A 16597-nucleotide genomic window follows, 5' to 3' on the forward strand; every position below is an offset into this window, starting at 1 on the left:
CCCGACCTGGATCAGCGGCTCACCGGGTTTGCTCGAACAGCGTCCGGGGCGTCGGTGAGCGCCCCTAGTATGGCCGTACCGCGCAGCCGTTCACGGCCGGTTCGGCGAACACGGGTGCGCACGCTGTGCGACACGGTCGATAATCGGCCGTGCACAGCCAGGCAGGGGGTTTGGCAGTGGCCTTGCCCAACGACGAGTTCGGGGAGTTGTTCCGCCGGTGAGCACGCTGCAGTTCAAGCGGTCGCCCCGTCTTGCGGCACCGCGTCGGCCCGGCGGCGAGGTCCACCTGGAGCCGCCGCCCGAGGTGCCCAGGGTCATCCCCGGCAACATCATGATGAAGATGCTGCCCGCGGTCATGATCGTGGCCTCGGTCGGCATGATGGTCTTCATGTTCGTCGGGATGGGGCGGAACCCGACGTCCTTGCTGTTCGGCGGCATGTTCCTGATGTCGACCATCGGCATGATGGCCGGTGGTGGCGGCCGCGGTGGCGGGCAGAAGAAAGCGGAGATGAACGAGGACCGCAAGGACTACTTGCGCTACCTCGGCCAGATGCGTGATCGCGCCCGCGACGCCGCGACCGACCAGCGCGCCGCGCTGGAGTGGAGCCACCCGGACCCGCAGGCGCTGTGGTCGATGGCCACCAGCCGCCGCATGTGGGAGCGCCGCCAGGCCGACCCCGACTTCTGCCACATCCGCGTCGGCCGCGGCTCGCAGCGCCTGGACACCCGGCTGGTGCCGCCGCAGACCGGCCCGGTCGACGAGCTCGAGCCGATCGCCACGCTGGCGCTGCGCCGGTTCGTCCGCGCGCACTCGATCGTCCCGCTGCTGCCCATCTCCATCGCGGTGCGCGGGTTCGCCGCCGTCGGCTTCGCCGGCGAGCGCGAGCGCACCCGCGGCCTGGCCCGGGCCATGATCAGCCAGCTCGCCACCTTCCACACCCCCGACGACGTGCTGATCGCGGTCGTCACGTCCGGGCGGGCGAAGGACGAGTGGGAGTGGGTGAAGTGGCTGCCGCACACCCAGCACCCGACGATCGTCGACGGCATCGGTGCGCTGCGCATGATGAGCGGCTCGCTGGCCCAGGTCGAGGTGTGGCTCGACGAGGAGCTGCGCGACCGGCAGCGGTTCACCCGCAACGCCCCGCCGCAGCCCGACCAGCCGCACGTGATCATCGTGATCGACGACGGCGAGGTCACCCGCGAGGAGCAGATCATCCTCGAGGAGGGCCTGGTCGGCGTCACCCTGTTCGACCTGTCGGACTCGCTGGGCAACCTCACCGCCCGCCGCGGCCTGCGCCTGGTGGTCGAGCCCGACCGGCTCGGCGCCCGCAGCGCGAGCGGCGTGGAGTGGTTCGGCGCGCCCGACACCATGACCGTGCCCGAGGCCGAGGCGTTGGCCCGCAAGCTTTCGCCGTACCGCGTGGGCGCGCAGAGCGACCTGCCCGGCGACGAGGAGCCGCTGCTGTCCAACCCGGGCCTGCTCGAGCTGCTCGGCATCCCCGGTGACCCGATGACCTTCGACGTCGCCCAGGCGTGGCGGCCGCGGCCGATCCGCGACCGCTACCGGGTGCCCTTCGGCGTCGGCGAGTTCGGCCAGCCGGTGGAACTGGACATCAAGGAAGCCGCGGCCGAGGGCATGGGCCCGCACGGCCTGTGCATCGGCGCCACCGGTTCCGGCAAGTCGGAGTTCCTGCGCACCTTGGTGCTGGGCCTGCTGTCCACGCACTCGTCGTCGCAGCTCAACATGATCCTCGTCGACTTCAAGGGTGGTGCGACGTTCCTCGGCCTGGACAAGGCCCCGCACGTCGCCGCGACGATCACCAACCTGGCCGGCGACCTCACGCTGGTCGACCGCATGCGCGACGCCATCGCCGGTGAGGTGAACCGGCGCCAGGAGGTCCTGGCCAAGGGCAACTACAAGAACGTCTGGGACTACGAGCGGGCGCGGGAGAACGGCGCCGACCTCGACCCGTTGCCCGCCTTGTTCATCTGCATCGACGAGTTCTCCGAGATGCTGACCGCGAAGCCCGACTTCATCGACATCTTCCTGCAGATCGGTCGCGTCGGCCGGTCGCTGCAGATGCACATGCTGCTCGCCTCGCAGCGCCTCGAGGAAGGCAAGCTGCGTGGTCTGGACACGTTCCTGTCCTACCGGATCGGCCTGAAGACGTTCTCCGCGGCGGAGTCCCGCGCGGCGATCGGTGTGCCGGACGCTTTCGAGCTGCCGTCGATCCCCGGTTCGGGCTACCTGAAGTTCGACACCAGCACGATGGTCCGGTTCAAGGCCGCGTACGTCTCCGGGCCCTACCGCCCGGCGGGCATCCAGGCCGCGGGCCCGGCCGCCGCCGTGACCGGTGACCGGCGGGCGAAGCTCTTCGTGCCCGACTTCGTGGAGATCCCGAAGGAGCCGGAGAAGCCGCTCGAGCCGGTGGTGGAGAAGCCCAAGGAGCAGGACTCCAACGAACCCACCGAGCTCGAGGTGATCGTCGGCCGGCTGGTCGGGCAGGGCCCGCCCGCGCACGAGGTGTGGCTGCCGCCGCTGGACGAGTCGCCGTCGCTGGACACGCTGCTCCCGCCGCTCTCGCCGACCGAGGACCGCGGTCTCTCGCCGGTCGGGTTCTACGGCAACGGGCGGCTGCAGATCCCGCTGGGCCTGGTCGACCGGCCGTTCGAGCAGCGTCGTGACCTGTTGTGGGCCGACTTCTCCGGCGCCGCGGGTCACGCGGCCATCGTCGGCGGTCCGCAGTCGGGCAAGTCGATGATGCTGCGCACGCTGATCGCGTCGATGGCGCTGACCCACACGGCCGAGGAAGCGCAGTTCTTCTGCGTCGACCTCGGTGGTGGCACGCTGTCCACCCTGGAGAACATGCCCCACGTCGGTGGCGTCTCCAGCCGGCTCGACCCGGACAAGACCCGCCGCATGGTGGCCGAGGTGACCTCCCTGGTCAGCGAGCGCGAGCAGCGCTTCCGCGACGCGGGCGTCGACTCGATGACCGAGTTCCGCAACCGCAAGCGCCGCGGCGAGCTGCGCGACGACCCGTTCGGCGACGTGTTCCTGATCGTGGACGGCTGGATGAACTTCCGCCAGGAGTTCGAGGCGCTCGAACAGCAGGTCATGAACCTGGCCTCGACCGGTCTGTCCTACGGCGTGCACATCATCGTGACCGCGAACCGGTGGGCCGAGATCCGGCCTGCGGTGAAGGACCTGCTGGGTACTCGCTTCGAGCTGCGCCTCGGTGACCCCAGCGAGTCCGACATCGACCGCCGCACCGCGGTCAACGTGCCCGCCGGCCGCCCCGGTCGCGGGTTGACCAGGGACAAGCTGCACTTCCTCGTGGGCCTGCCCCGCATCGACGGCTCCAGCAGCACCGAGGACGTGGCCTCGGGCCTGCAGGACACGATGGCGAAGGTGGCCGGTGCCTGGCGCGGCAAGCACGCGCCGAAGGTGCGGCTGCTGCCCGACCTCATGCCCTACGAGGAACTGCTGGCCCAGGACCCGAACCGCAACACCAAGCTCATCCCGATCGGCGTCAACGAGGACGCGCTCGCGCCGCTGTACCTGGACTTCGACGCGGACCCGCACTTCTTCGCCTTCGCCGACGGCGAGTCCGGCAAGACGAACCTGCTGCGCGTGATCGTGCGGGGCATCCTCGACCGCTACACCGCGAAGGAAGCGGTCATCATCCTCGTCGACTACCGGCGCACGATGCTGGGCTTCATCCCGGAGTCCCAGCAGGACTACCTGCTGGGCTACGCGGTGTCGTCCAACCAGCTGGTGGGCATGATCAACGACGTCAAGGGCTCGATGACCCGGCGCCTGCCCGGCCCGGACGTGACCCAGGAACAGTTGAAGACCCGGTCCTGGTGGACCGGTCCCGAGCTGTTCCTCATCGTCGACGACTACGACCTGGTGTGCCCGCAGGGCAACAACCCGCTGCAGCCACTGTCGGAGTTCCTGGCCCAGGCCAAGGACGTCGGCCTGCACCTGATCACCGTCCGGCGCACCGGTGGTGCCTCGCGCGCCCTGTACGACCCGATCATCGGCAAGCTGCGCGAGATCGCGAGCACGGGCATGGTCATGAGCGGTAGCAAGGACGAAGGCGCCCTGCTGGGCACCGTCAAACCGTCGCAGCAACCGCCCGGCCGAGGCACGATCGTCAGCCGCAAGTTCGGTGATCAGCGAGCCCAGATCGCCTGGATCCAACCGGACTGACAGCCCTGAATGGCCCATTCGAGGCGCTGAGCGTCCCGGGTGGGCCATTCAAGGCACAACCGCGAGGCCAAGCCGCACCCAACGACCGCCCCAGCGAGACCAAGCAAACGTGGCGCCGCCGGGTTCGGTTTTACACGGGGCACGGCGGCCATACGCTGTCCGGCAAGCAAGGGCAGCACCGCCTGCCCCTTGTTTCGCGCTTGCCGGCCGCCGTGGGGGTCCCCGTGTCAAACCGAACCCACCACTGAAATCCAGAACCACAAACCAAGCCGCCCCAACACGCCGGGACCACAGACCAAGCCGGACCAACCCCCGGCCGCACCCAAAGATCAACTCGTCTAACCGCAAGATCACCGATCACCCGTCCGGCCCAACCGACACCGTCCAGAACATCATCTGGACTGCCCGAATACCATCGACGGCACAGCGTGACGGCGGAGCGAGGCTTATGACGGTGCGGGTGGCGGTCGACTTCGGTACGTCGAGCACCTGCGTCGTGGTCTCCGTCGACGGCCGGGAACCGCAGGTCGTCGTGGTCGACGGCCAGCCGCTGATGTCCTCCGCGCTCTACCTGGCCCCGGACGGCACCCTGTTCGTCGGCCAGGAGGCCGAGCGGCACGCCGCCCTCGACCCGTCGCGCTACGAACCGCACCCCAAGCGCCGCATCGACGACGGCCAGCTCCTGCTCGGCAACTCCGTCCTGCCGGTCACCGCCGCCATCCGCGCGGTCATCGGCCGCGCGGTGGCCGAGGCCCGGCGGGTCGCGGGCGGCGCCCCGGTCGACCAGCTCGTGGTCACCCACCCCGCCGACTGGGGTGGCGTGCGGGCGACGGTTCTGCGCTCGGCGGCGAGCACCTTCGCGCGCTCGGTGATCCTGGTTCCCGAACCGGTCGCCGCCGCGGTCTTCCACGCCGCGAGCTTCGCCCGCCAGGAACAGGGCAAGGACACCCTCGCGGTGATCGACCTCGGCGGCGGCACCGTCGACGTCAGCGTCGTGCGCCGGGTCCCGCAGGTCGGCCAGCGCATCGCGCCCGGCTACCAGGTCCTGGCCACCCGCGGCGACCCGAACTTCGGCGGCGCCGACATCGACCAGCTCATCGTCGAGCACATCGGCAGGCAGGTCAGCGGCACCGACCAGGAGGCGTGGGACCACCTCGTCGCCGGCCGCGACCTGCCCGACCGGCGTCGGCGCCGCGTGCTCTGGCAGGACGTCCGCAACGCCAAGGAGACGCTCTCCCGGCACACCTACACCGACATCCCGCTGCCCAGCCCGTTCCCGGACGTGCACCTGACCAGGGCCGATCTGGAGAACCTGATCGCCAAGCAGATCGCGGGCACGGTCGACCTCGCCAACGCCGCCATCGCGCAGGCCGGGCTGAACACCGCCGAGCTGGCGGGCATCTTCCTGGTGGGCGGCTCGAGCCGGATCCCGATGGTGGCGCGGCTGGTGCACCAGCGCTGCCACCTGATCCCGACGATCCTCGACCAGCCGGAGACCGTGGTCGCCCGCGGTGCGCTGCGGGCCACCGCCGTCATCGACCCGGCCCGTACCGGCCGGCTGCCCGCCGAGGTCGCCGAGGGCCGCCAGGACCCGGCCGTGTCCGGCCCACACCCCGTCTCGACCCCGGTCCCCACAGGCCCGCAGCCGATCCAGCCGCACCCGTTCGCCGACCCCGCGTACACCGGGCTGCCGCCCGAGCGGCCGCGCCGCAAGCGCGCGCCGGCGGTGTTGCTGACCGGCGCGCTATTGGTGATCGTCGCCCTGGTGATCACGCTGGTCCTGGTGACCAAGGGTGGCGACGGGCAGGCCAGCCCGACCTCGACGACCCCGGATCCGGCGCTGAACCGGCGGGAGATCGCGCAGTACGACTACCGCTTCGCCATGCCGCCGGACTGGAAGCAGACCGGCGGCGACCCGCAGCGGCGCGAGGTCGAGATCCAGCCCGCGGACGCCGTCGGCGGCCCGGACCTGGTCTATGTCGAGGAGGCCGTGCTCACCTACGACAGCACGGCCGACCGGATCCGGGCGGTGACCAAGCTCCGCGCCGACTTCGACGCGGCGGGGGCGAAGTTCACCGATTTCGACCCGGACGCCCACTATGCGGGGAAAGATGTCGTTCACTACCGGCAAGGGGTGACGACCAACACCGGTGCCGCGACGATCGACTGGTACGTGGTGTTCCAGAAGACCGTGCAGGTCAGCATCGGCTGCCGGCGCGACGACGCGGGCGGCGGCACGCCGCGGCGGGCCGACGCGGCGTGCGAGATGGTGGTCGGCACGCTCACCGTCGTGGGGTGAGCTGATGACGAGAGGTGCGGCATGACCAGCTTCGGCGACGCGTTCGCGAGGTTCGACGCCGAGCTGGACGCGGCCGTGAGCCGGGCCCGGCGGGTCAGCGCCGAGGCACGCGCGGACTCGGCGGCGTTCCGCGCGGAGACCGCGAAGCTCGCCGAGGCGACCCGCAACCGTTCGCTGGTCGCCCGGCCGGACGAGCTGACGTCCAAGCAACTGCGCGAGCAGGCCGTGAAGTTCCGCGACGAGCAGGGCCTGCCGGTCGAGCCCCTGCCCTCGGCCGAGGAGCTGGTCCAGGCGGGCATGGTGCGCGAGGAGCGGCCGGTCCGCCCGCCGGCCGAGGACGAGGACGACGACTTCTCCCAGGAGAAGATCATGTCCGCGTCGACGACCCGGGACGAGCCGCCGGGCGAAGAGGAGCCGCGGCCGCCCGTCGTCGAGCCGCCGGTGGCTCCGGCGCGTGGCCGGCGCCGCCCGGTTCCCCGAACGAGTGATGACGATGACGACTTTTCGCAAGAGCGAATCCTGTTCGAAGGCTAGGGAATTGCTGGTGCGAACCGGGTTCGCATTTGCATAACCGCAGGTCGTGCACGATTAACCGGACGGCTCCCCGCCTGGGCGCCGGTTTCCCGACCATGCCGTTCACCTGCGGGTTCCCTCGGTGAGCGTTCACTCTCGCAACGACCTCGCGCCGGGGAGAGACAAGTGGGAACCAAACCTGGCAGGGTCTGCGTCGTAAGCGGCGTACGAACGAAATGAACGTTCGAACCCGAACTTCAAGAAGGGGGTCACACCCAATGGCTGGCGGCTACGAAGGAACAGTTCAGCAGTTCACTGACGCGCACCAGAAGGTCGTGGGCGTCAAGGAGCAGATCGAGGGCGACCTCAAGTCGCTCTACGGTCAGCTGACCGAGCTGGAGTCGGCATGGCGCGGCATGGCCAAGACGGCCTTCGACCAGCTGATGGTCCGGTTCGCGGATGACGAGAAGAAGCTGAACCAGGCGCTGCAGGGCATCGCCGAGCAGCTGCAGGCGGCGGGCTCGCAGTACAACGAGTCGGAGCAGTCGCAGCAGGACGCCTTCTCCAACATCACCAACACGCTCGGCTGAGCTGTTCCAGACCATCCAGTAGACCTAAAGACTTAAGGGGAGTTCTCAATGTCCGAGATCAAGGTCACATTCGGCTCGCTGGAGGCGGCCGGTGGCAACATCACCAGCGCGGCCGGCAAGGTCCAGCAGTCGCTGGACGACCTCAAGCAGTACCTCGCGCCGCTGGTGAGCACCTGGCAGGGTGCTGCCCACGAGCAGTACCAGGCCCTGCAGGCCAAGTGGGACCAGGCCGCCAACGACCTGCAGCAGGTCCTGCACTCGATCGGTGTCGCCGTGCACAGCGCCAACGAGGCCTACCGCGCCGGCGAGCAGTCGAACACCGCTCGCTTCCAGTCCTGAGGTCGCGCTAGCCCTGGCTGGCTGATCGACTCAAAAGACACGCCCCGGACCGATCGGCCGGGGCGTGTCTTCGTGTTTGGGTACAGTGGCCGGGGCGAGTCCGCGCCGACCAGACCCCGGTTTGGAAGGCGCCCAAGCCACCAGGTATCTTCTTACTTTGTTGTGCGGCGCGTCGTGACGTCTGCGCGCCCGCAGTATCGAGCGTGGCGCCCAGCTTCGGCAGGACAAGCCCGCACGAACCCGAGACGCAAGCGACGATGAGGTAGACCGTGCCCACGTACAGCCCGAAGCCCGGCGAGGTCGAACGCGCCTGGCACGTGATCGACGCCGAGGACGTGGTGCTCGGCCGTCTCGCCACGCAGGTCGCAACGCTGCTGCGGGGCAAGCACAAGCCGACTTTCGCACCGCACGTGGACACCGGCGACTTCGTCGTGATCGTCAACGCGGAGAAGGTCGTGCTGACCGGCAACAAGCGTGAGCAGGCCTTCGCGTACCGCCACAGCGGTTACCCGGGCGGCCTGCGCAAGAAGTCCTTCGGTGAGCTGCTTGACTCCGCGCCGGAGAAGCTGCTGGAGAAGGTCGTCAAGGGCATGCTGCCCAAGAACAAGCTGGGCCGCGCCCAGGGCAGCAAGCTCAAGGTCTACGCCGGCCCTGAGCACCCGCACGCCGCCCAGCAGCCCAAGCCGTTCCAGGTGGAGAAGGTCGAGAAGTGAGCGAAGAGCAGACCGTCGAGGTGCCGGAGACGGAGCACCTGACCGCTGAGGTGGCCGAGACCACGGCCACGCCGGTCGAGAGCACCGACGTCGCGGAAGCCGTCGAAGAGGAGACGCCGCGCGCGCCCCGCCTCACCGCGGAGACCGCGCAGACCGTCGGCCGCCGCAAGGAGGCCGTGGTCCGGGTGCGCATCACGCCCGGCTCGGGCAAGTTCACCCTCAACGGCAAGACCCTCGAGGACTACTTCCCCAACAAGGTGCACCAGCAGCTCATCCGCGAGCCGCTGGTCCTGCTGGAGAAGACCGACACCTTCGACGTCCGCGCGAACCTCAACGGCGGTGGCATCACCGGCCAGGCGGGTGCGCTGCGGCTGGCGATCGCCCGTGCGCTGATCGAGCTCGACAGCGACGACCGGCCGACGCTGAAGAAGGCCGGCTTCCTCACCCGTGACCCGCGGGTCAAGGAGCGCAAGAAGTACGGCCTGAAGAAGGCGCGCAAGGCGCCGCAGTACTCCAAGCGCTGACGCGCCGGTTCGGGGCGAGGCGTGCTCGCGGAGAGCGCTCGCCCTGAGACCCGTCGCTGTGTCTGCCCGGGGGCCGAGCCCCCGGACCCCCGCGGTGCGAGTTCCTGCCGAACCAGCGTGGGTGCGTTGCGTCTCGACCAACGTGGCACCGCCGAAGTTGATGCACTGACACAACCTGCACATTGGTTTCGACGTCTTTACTACGGGAGCAGTGGGACCCGTCCCGCTGCTCCCGTAGTTGTTTCCGGAGTTCTTCCTCGCCTTTGGAGGGTGTGCCGACGATGGCGCGTCTGTTCGGAACCGACGGGGTGCGTGGCCTGGCCAACGCCGACCTGACCCCCGAGCTGGCAATGGCCGTGGCCGCGTCCGCGGCGCGTGTGCTTGCCCCGCAGACGGGTGGGTCGGAGGTGCGGCCGACCGCCGTGGTCGGCCGGGATCCCCGCGCCAGCGGCGAGATGCTGCAGGCGGCGGTGTGCGCGGGCCTGGCGTCGGCCGGTGTCGACGTCATGCAGGTGGGCGTGCTGCCCACGCCCGCGGTCGCGTTCCTGACCGGTGAGCTCAACGCCGACCTCGGCGTGATGATCTCCGCGTCGCACAACCCGATGCCCGACAACGGCATCAAGATCTTCGGCAAGGGCGGCCAGAAGCTGGCCGACGACGTCGAGGACCGCATCGAGGCCGGCATGGCCGCCGGGCCGGAGCGCCCGACCGGCGCGGGGGTGGGTCGCGTGTACGACCTGCCGGATGCCCAGGACCGCTACATCGCGCACCTGCTGGGCGCCATCCCGCACCGCCTCGACGGGCTGCGGGTCGTCGTCGACTGCGCGAACGGCGCCGCGTGGGCCGCCGCCCCGCAGGCCTACCGCGAGGCGGGGGCCGAGGTCATCGCCATCAACGCCCTGCCCGACGGCGAGAACATCAACGAAGCGTGCGGCTCGACGCACATGGACACCCTGCGTGAGACCGTCGTGGCCGAGAAGGCCGACCTGGGCATCGCCCACGACGGCGACGCCGACCGCTGCCTGGCCGTGGACGGCAACGGCGAGCTGGTCGACGGCGACCAGATCATGGCCGTGCTGGCCCTCGCGATGCACGAGGCGGGCGAGCTGGCCGACGGCACCCTGGTCGCGACGGTCATGAGCAACCTCGGCCTGCACCTGGCCATGAAGGACCGCGGCGTCACCCTGCGCACGACGGCGGTGGGCGACCGCTACGTGCTGGAAGAGCTGCGTGCCGGCGGCTTCTCGCTCGGTGGTGAGCAGTCCGGTCACATCGTCCTGCCCAGCCACGCCACGACTGGTGACGGCCTGCTGACCGCGATGCGCCTGATGGCCCAGGTGGCCGCGACGAACAAGCCCCTCGCGGAGCTGGCGGCGGTGGTCCGGCGGTTGCCGCAGGTCCTGGTCAACGTGAAGGTAAGCGACAAGGCCGCGGTGGCGACTTCCCCCACCGTCAGCGAAGCTGTGGCCATGGTGGAGAAGGAACTGGGCGAGACCGGCCGCGTGCTGCTGCGCCCATCGGGCACCGAGCAGCTGGTGCGCGTGATGGTCGAGGCGCCCAGCCAGGCCGAAGCGGACGCCGCCGCTCACCGCCTGGCCGAAGTCGTCGCCGCTGTATGAGCTACCTCGGCGTCCTGGAGCTGCTGATCCCCCTCCTGCTGCTGATCGGCGTGGTCATGCTGGTCGTGCGGGCGCGCAGCCGCCGCAAGCGGCAGGCGATGTACCCGCAGCAGCCGCCGTACCCGCAGCAGGGTTATCCACAAGGTCATCCACAGCCGGGCCATCAGCAGCCGCAACCGCCGCAACCGCCCCAGCAATGGCAGGGCCCGTACGGCCAGTAGGCCCGATCGGCTGAAATCCCCCGTTCGCACTCGGTGACCGAAGGTCGCTGGGTACATTGCTCTGTGCGTTCACCGCGAAACCCTGAGTGGGTCGCGGTCAGCAGGGGACAACGGGGAGGGGAACCCATGCCTGACGGGTCTGCGCCCACGGCCTATGGCAAGACGAGCATGTCGACCGAAGAGGTCGGCCTCATCGCCAACGATTTCCGGGCGCTGTCCGAAGCGCTGGAAGACGCCGCCAAGTTCGCGAAGCCGCGGATCGATCCGGCGAGCCCAAAGGAATTCGGTGGGATTCCCGAGACGAGCAAGACCGTCGAAGACCTGATGGCGATCGTCGGCCACCTGGTCGATTCGCTGGGATACGCCAGCGCCTTCGTTCACTCCATGGGCCAATCGCTGATGCAGGCCGCGGGCACCGTCGACTACACCGACGAAAGCAACGCGAAGGACCTGCAGGGCAAGGCGGAAGGTGGCGCCTGAGATGGCCGGCGGAACGTTGACGACCGACGCGTCGCAGTTGCTCGACGACCAGATCAGGGCGGGCGCGCCGGCCGATGTCGTGGACAACGACACGGGCGCCAACATCATGGAAGGCCCGCTGCGCAAGTTCTGGGACCTGATGCAGCAGTGGGGGCCGATCTACGACAAGTGGCGGAAGAGCAGTTGGGCCGGCGGTGACTGGCCGGATTCCTCCGTCAGGGGTGCGCCGGGTGGCGCGCGGCCGGAGCCGTACAACCCGACAGCGTGGGACAGCGTTCCCTACCCCAATGAGCAATGTGTGGAAAATCGGCTGCCGCAAATCGGGACGATCAATTTCGGCCTGATCTACGACATGGCGCAGCGGTTCAAGAGCATGACGAATGTCGGCGGCAACCTTTCCCAGGCGATGCGGGACGCGAAGAACTCGGTCTCGCAGGTGTGGGAGGGAAAGGCGGCCGACGCGGCCCTCGACCGGTTCACCGACATCGACACAGCTGCGTCGATGTACGCGGACTCGAACGCGAAACTGGACGCCGCCGTCCGCGGTTTGTGGGCGAACGCCCGAGAAGCGGTGAAAGAGATCGCCCGGTACGGCGACCCCGACCAGTTCGGTGGCTGGTTCGTTGCCGAGTACGGAAAAGAGGACGTCGGCGGCTGGCAGAAGCGGCTGCAGAACTTCGACATGGTGACGGAAAGGTCCGGCGCCAGGACCCTGCCGGAGCTGATCGACTACGCGAAGACCCACGGCAGGGACTTCGCGGGTGATGTGTATTTCCCCGAGTTCACCGACGACGGCATGAACTACCTGAGCGAGGCGGTGGTCAGCAAGGTCGCACTGGACAACTTCACGCAGGCGTACCACTCCGCCGCGAAGGCGTTCCGGGCGACCATCGGTACCAGTTTCGACCTCATCCTGAAGGCGTTCGGGGAGCTCCAGCCGGTGATCGACGGCATGCGGATGGGCACCGCGGGCGAGGCCGCCCCGGCCAACCCCTTCGCGAAGCTGGCTCCGCCACCTCAGGACACCCAGACCCCGCAGACCAGGACCCCCACGGGTGCGACGACCACATCGACGACCACGCCCGCGAACGCGGGTGCTGGCGGTGGCTACACCGGCGGTGGGTCCTCGTACGTCCCGCCGTACCGCCCGCCCACAGAAGCCCCCGTGGTCGGCTCGGCCACGGCGCCCGCGGCGGCAGTCACGATGCCGGACTTGAGCACGTCGTCGTCCTTGCCGGGCCTGTCGTCCGCACTGACCGCGCCTGCCGCGGCCGAACCGGAAACCGTGACGATCACCGACGGGGACCGGAAGATCAGCGTGCAGAGCCCGGACGGACAGGGCCACGTCAAGGTCTCGATCGACGACGGCACCGGCAAGGCGAAGACCTACGACATGGACTTCGGTGGCGCCGCCGGTGGCCGTCTCACGACGCCGACGAGCGGCCAGACCGGTGCGAACCCGGACGACGAGGCCGCTGCGTCCGACGACGTCGAACACGTGCCCGCCGACGACAGCGGCAAGGCGGTGATCCACGACGGCGCGACGACCATCACGGGCGAACACCCCGGCGGCGCCCCGGATCAGCTGAAGCTCACCGTCGACGACGGCACCGGCCATCCATCGACGTACAACGTGGACTACGGCGGCCAGACGGGCGCCGGCGATGTCCAGTTGACGTCGCCGCAAGCCGAATACGGGCCGCCCAGCGGCCCACCGATGGACCACGGGCACGGACACGACCCCCACGACCAGTCGGACCTGGCCTACGCCGGGTCGACGACTCCCGCCGCCCCGGGCGACGCGACCCTGGCCGCCGCTCCTGATCAAGGCAACGCCGGTCAGCAGGCCGGGGCGATGGGCGGCATGCCGATGATGGGCGGCATGGGCGGCGGAGGCGGTGGTGGCGGCGGTGACTCGCAGCGCGGCGGCGGCAGCGGCTGGCGCACCACGGGGAACCTCTTCGAAGACGAATTCGACCACGAAGCCTGGCTACGCGAGGGTGGCTGGGGCGACGGCGCCACCGTCAACGCCGACCAGCCGGGCGGTCAAGGATGAGCGAGGATCCGTCGATCCGGGCGATCACCGCGCGATTCGAGGCCGGCCGGGCCGCTTTTCGTGCCGCGCGCGACGAGTTGCAGGAGCAGCAAGCGGCACAGCTCGTGGACCTTGCGCGGCGCAAGGCCGGCGAGCGTCAGGACCAGGCGGTGTGGATGCGCGCGTTCGCTGAGGCGAAAGCGGCCGAGCAAGCGTCGGCGCCGGCCGAGGCCGAGCCGCAGAACCGTTGGCCGGAAAGGGAACGCAAGGACCGGGTGTTGTCCTTCGGTGCCGAGGACGAGCGGCCGGCGCCGCCCCCACCGCCACCACCGCCCGCACCGAGGCCGACGCCGAAGGTGCCGGAACCGCAACCGGCCACTTCGGACCGTCCGGGCAAGGGGCGCGTGCTCAACTTCTCCACCGAAGACGACGAAGACGAAGGCTTCCAAGGGTTTCGTCGTCGGCGGTGATCGGCGGCACGGAACGGGCCGGTCACCGTGCGCGTCGGAGTGTTAGTTTCGGACAAAACACCGCACATGGAACCTGGGGGTTCACCATGCCACACGGTGGTTCAAGCCTGGACATGCAGCACGAGGAGATCTCCGCCGTCGTCGCCGATCTGGCGGAGTTCCGGTCGGCACTGGACCAGGTCAAGAGTTACGCCGCCGCGGACGACCTCGCGGCGCAGCACTTCGGCAAGCTCGGCGACATCGTCGGGGTCGGGGGCACGTTCACCGGCGTGCGCGACACGTTGCGCGGCTCCTTGGACAAGCTGCTGCCGCACGTCGACCAGCTCGTCGCCGCGCTGAACGCCGCGGTCAAGACGACGACGGAAACCGACGCCGAGGCGGCCATGAACCTCGGCGCCGTGGACGGGCGCTGAGATGGGTGCCGGAGCCAACGCCGACGCCATCCGCGCGGCGCTCAAGGAGCCCGAGGTCGCCACCGGGCGCAAGTCCAACGACGTGCTCGACCACGACCCGGTCTCCGCCTTCATCAACATCATCTCCGAGCACAAGCAAGGCAGCTCCAACTACGGCGAGATCTACCGCAAGTGGCGCGGGCACCCGGCCGCCAAGAACGGCTGGGACCAGGAACCTTGGGGCACCGCGCAGGACAACAAGATCTACGGCGAGCTGCACGACAGCGAGTTTTACCGCCTCGACGCCAGCTCCCAGCGCCTCGCCGGGCTCGCCGGCTCGGCCGACGCGATGAAGACCGCGATCACCGGCATGCGCGGCCGCCTGCAGAACGCGTGGCACGGCAAGGCCGCCGACGCCGCGGCCGGCCAGTTCGACACGCTGGCCAAGGCGCTGCAGACCTACCACGACACGCTGACCACGATCAGCACCGCGCTCGGCTCGGCCTCGAACGCCAGTTGGCCCGCGGTCTTCGCCATCGCCTACAAGCAGGACGGCAACACCGCCTTCGTCGACTCGGCTCCCGAGCCGATGACGATCGCGGAGCCGAGCACGCAGATCGACCGCATCAACTACCGGCTCTACACCGAGCACAGCTACACCGTCGAGCAGATGAAGCAGTCGGGCACCGTCGACCTCAACGAGGGCGGCGGCATGTTCAGCGACACGTGGCGGAGCGACGAGACCATCCGCGGCCTGGACAAGATGTGCGACGAGTACAACGCGTCCATCCGCTGGTTCCGCGAGCGCCTGGCCGCCGCGCACAAGGCCGTCAAGGACTCGTGGACCACACTCAACGGCCAGCTCACCACCCAGCGCGACACCGGCGACATCGACCCGTTCGCCCAGCTCGCCATGCCGTCGGGCAAGCCCGACGACGGCGGCCACGACCACGACCCGGGCAAGGACCACGACCCGGGCAAGGACCACGACCCGGGCAAGGACCGTGACCCCGGCAAGGACCGCGACCCGGGTCAGGGGCGTGACGAGCACCCGGGCGTGGTCGGGCCGGGCACGCAGCAGCCGCCGCCCGGCACCACCGACCCCAGCCAGGTCGACCCCGGCACGACCGACCCGAACCAGCAGCAGCCACCGCCGGGACAGCTCGGCCAGACCACCCCAGGCCAGACCGATTCTGGTGTGCAGCCGGTTCCGGGACAGTCGACCGGCGGCAAGGAGTCGGTGACCATCAAGGACGGCGACCGCACGATCACCGTCGACAGCGAGCACGGCGGCGGGCACGTCCACCTCTCCGTCGACGACGGCAGCGGCAAGCCCAAGGACTACGACCTGGACTTCGACGCCGGCCAGGACACCGGCCAGAGCCCCGGTCAGAGCACCGCTCAGGGGGACAAGGGTTCCTTCAACGGTGACCTTTCGGGCACTGGTCACGATGGAGCGGGGAAGGTCACCATCCACGACGGCTCGACCACCATCACCGCCGAACGCGATGGCGGCGACGGCAGCATCTCGCTCACCGTGGACGACGGTTCCGGCCACCCGACCGAGTACTCCGTCGACTTCGACGACCAGTCCGCCGCCCAGGACACCGGCACCCCGGACACCCGCACCCCGGACACCGGCAACGCGGACCAGTCGCAGACCTCGCAGCACCACGACACCAGCGCGGGCGGCAATGCTAGCGCTGCTAGCTCTAGCGCTGCTAGCAATCCTAGTGACGCTAGTTCTAGCGGTGCTAGTTCTTCTAGCACTGCTAGCTCTGGCGTTGGCGGCGCAGGTGGGGGCGCTGGTGGTGGGGCAGGTGGTGGCGCCGGCGGGGGTGGCGGGGACTACTCGGGTGGCACCGGCACCGACGGCAGCCCGGGCACCAGCGGCCAGGAAACCCGCCAGCCCGGCGCGGTCACCGGCGCCTCACCGCAAGGCGGCAACCAGGGCGCGCAGCAGGCTGTGGCGCCCGCGGCGGCCGGTCCCGCGCACCCCGCCGGTGGCATGGGCGGTGGCGGCATGCCGATGATGGGCATGGGCGGCGGCCACGGCTCGGGCGGCGGCGACCACGAGCGCGGCGCGTCCCAGTGGCGCACCGAGGGCAACCTGTTCACGGACCCGGACCCGGCCGAGCGGTTCGACGGCGTGATCGGCGACGAAGCGCCGAACCGGCAGTGAGGAGGAG

The 16597-nt window shown here is 69.7% G+C and carries 14 protein-coding genes; all 14 read left to right on the plus strand.

Annotated features, from left to right (window positions below; translation table 11 throughout):
• Positions 1–217 precede the first annotated feature (217 nt).
• The 14 genes from eccCa to EV186_RS38805 all read left to right on the plus strand — a co-directional run bounded on the left by eccCa (position 218) and on the right by EV186_RS38805 (position 16590).
• Positions 218–4213, plus strand: a complete 3996-nt coding sequence (gene eccCa / locus EV186_RS08635) for a type VII secretion protein EccCa (RefSeq protein ID WP_133848463.1) — start codon at positions 218–220, stop codon at positions 4211–4213.
• Between the two features lie 448 nt (positions 4214–4661).
• Positions 4662–6512 (plus strand): type VII secretion-associated protein, encoded by a 1851-nt coding sequence (locus EV186_RS08640; protein ID WP_133848464.1) that lies wholly within the window; start codon positions 4662–4664, stop codon positions 6510–6512.
• 21 nt (positions 6513–6533) lie between these two features.
• Positions 6534–7046, plus strand: a complete 513-nt coding sequence (locus EV186_RS08645; protein WP_133848465.1) for a hypothetical protein — start codon at positions 6534–6536, stop codon at positions 7044–7046.
• Between the two features lie 257 nt (positions 7047–7303).
• Positions 7304–7615, plus strand: a complete 312-nt coding sequence (locus EV186_RS08650; RefSeq protein WP_279538283.1) for a WXG100 family type VII secretion target — start codon at positions 7304–7306, stop codon at positions 7613–7615.
• Positions 7616–7663: 48 nt separating this feature from the next.
• Positions 7664–7954, plus strand: coding sequence for a WXG100 family type VII secretion target (locus tag EV186_RS08655; protein ID WP_133848467.1), 291 nt, complete (start codon positions 7664–7666; stop codon positions 7952–7954).
• A 269-nt stretch (positions 7955–8223) separates the two neighbouring features.
• Positions 8224–8667: a 50S ribosomal protein L13 gene (gene rplM / locus EV186_RS08660; RefSeq protein WP_133848468.1), complete on the plus strand. Its 444-nt coding sequence runs from the start codon at positions 8224–8226 to the stop codon at positions 8665–8667.
• Between the two features lie 38 nt (positions 8668–8705).
• The gene (gene rpsI / locus EV186_RS08665) at positions 8706–9191 is read left to right on the plus strand and encodes a 30S ribosomal protein S9 (protein WP_133848877.1); all 486 of its coding nucleotides are present in this window, start codon (positions 8706–8708) and stop codon (positions 9189–9191) included.
• Positions 9192–9472: 281 nt separating this feature from the next.
• Positions 9473–10810 (plus strand): phosphoglucosamine mutase, encoded by a 1338-nt coding sequence (gene glmM / locus EV186_RS08670; protein WP_133848469.1) that lies wholly within the window; start codon positions 9473–9475, stop codon positions 10808–10810.
• Positions 10807–11031 carry a hypothetical protein gene (locus EV186_RS39385; RefSeq protein ID WP_208115502.1) on the plus strand — a complete coding sequence of 75 codons (225 nt, stop codon included), beginning with the start codon at positions 10807–10809 and terminating at the stop codon, positions 11029–11031. The genes glmM and EV186_RS39385 overlap by 4 nt, the downstream gene beginning before the upstream one ends.
• A gap of 126 nt (positions 11032–11157) precedes the next feature.
• Complete coding sequence (locus tag EV186_RS08680; RefSeq protein ID WP_133848470.1) at positions 11158–11511, plus strand: hypothetical protein; 354 nt, start codon at positions 11158–11160, stop codon at positions 11509–11511.
• 1 nt (position 11512) lies between these two features.
• Positions 11513–13567 (plus strand): hypothetical protein, encoded by a 2055-nt coding sequence (locus EV186_RS08685; RefSeq protein WP_133848471.1) that lies wholly within the window; start codon positions 11513–11515, stop codon positions 13565–13567.
• Positions 13564–14016 carry a hypothetical protein gene (locus EV186_RS08690; RefSeq protein WP_133848472.1) on the plus strand — a complete coding sequence of 151 codons (453 nt, stop codon included), beginning with the start codon at positions 13564–13566 and terminating at the stop codon, positions 14014–14016. Before EV186_RS08685 ends, EV186_RS08690 begins: the two co-directional genes overlap by 4 nt.
• A 113-nt stretch (positions 14017–14129) precedes the next feature.
• The gene (locus EV186_RS08695) at positions 14130–14429 is read left to right on the plus strand and encodes a hypothetical protein (RefSeq protein WP_133848473.1); all 300 of its coding nucleotides are present in this window, start codon (positions 14130–14132) and stop codon (positions 14427–14429) included.
• A 1-nt stretch (position 14430) separates the two neighbouring features.
• Positions 14431–16590, plus strand: a complete 2160-nt coding sequence (locus EV186_RS38805) for a WXG100 family type VII secretion target (RefSeq protein WP_166659058.1) — start codon at positions 14431–14433, stop codon at positions 16588–16590.
• The last annotated feature ends 7 nt before the right edge of the window (positions 16591–16597 follow it).

Source organism: Labedaea rhizosphaerae (assembly GCF_004362825.1).
Taxonomy (GTDB): domain Bacteria; phylum Actinomycetota; class Actinomycetes; order Mycobacteriales; family Pseudonocardiaceae; genus Labedaea; species Labedaea rhizosphaerae.

Excerpts from the sequence above, each read along its gene's own strand:
- EV186_RS38805 (WP_166659058.1), top strand. The coding sequence starts at position 14,431 with ATGGGTGCCGGAGCCAACGCCGACGCCATCCGCGCGGCGCTCAAGGAG.
- EV186_RS08695 (WP_133848473.1), top strand. The coding sequence starts at position 14,130 with ATGCAGCACGAGGAGATCTCCGCCGTCGTCGCCGATCTGGCGGAGTTC.
- EV186_RS08645 (WP_133848465.1), top strand. The coding sequence starts at position 6,534 with ATGACCAGCTTCGGCGACGCGTTCGCGAGGTTCGACGCCGAGCTGGAC.
- EV186_RS08650 (WP_279538283.1), top strand. The coding sequence starts at position 7,304 with ATGGCTGGCGGCTACGAAGGAACAGTTCAGCAGTTCACTGACGCGCAC.
- EV186_RS08685 (WP_133848471.1), top strand. The coding sequence starts at position 11,513 with ATGGCCGGCGGAACGTTGACGACCGACGCGTCGCAGTTGCTCGACGAC.
- EV186_RS08640 (WP_133848464.1), top strand. The coding sequence starts at position 4,662 with ATGACGGTGCGGGTGGCGGTCGACTTCGGTACGTCGAGCACCTGCGTC.
- EV186_RS08680 (WP_133848470.1), top strand. The coding sequence starts at position 11,158 with ATGCCTGACGGGTCTGCGCCCACGGCCTATGGCAAGACGAGCATGTCG.
- EV186_RS08690 (WP_133848472.1), top strand. The coding sequence starts at position 13,564 with ATGAGCGAGGATCCGTCGATCCGGGCGATCACCGCGCGATTCGAGGCC.
- EV186_RS08655 (WP_133848467.1), top strand. The coding sequence starts at position 7,664 with ATGTCCGAGATCAAGGTCACATTCGGCTCGCTGGAGGCGGCCGGTGGC.
- glmM (WP_133848469.1), top strand. The coding sequence starts at position 9,473 with ATGGCGCGTCTGTTCGGAACCGACGGGGTGCGTGGCCTGGCCAACGCC.
- EV186_RS39385 (WP_208115502.1), top strand. The coding sequence starts at position 10,807 with ATGAGCTACCTCGGCGTCCTGGAGCTGCTGATCCCCCTCCTGCTGCTG.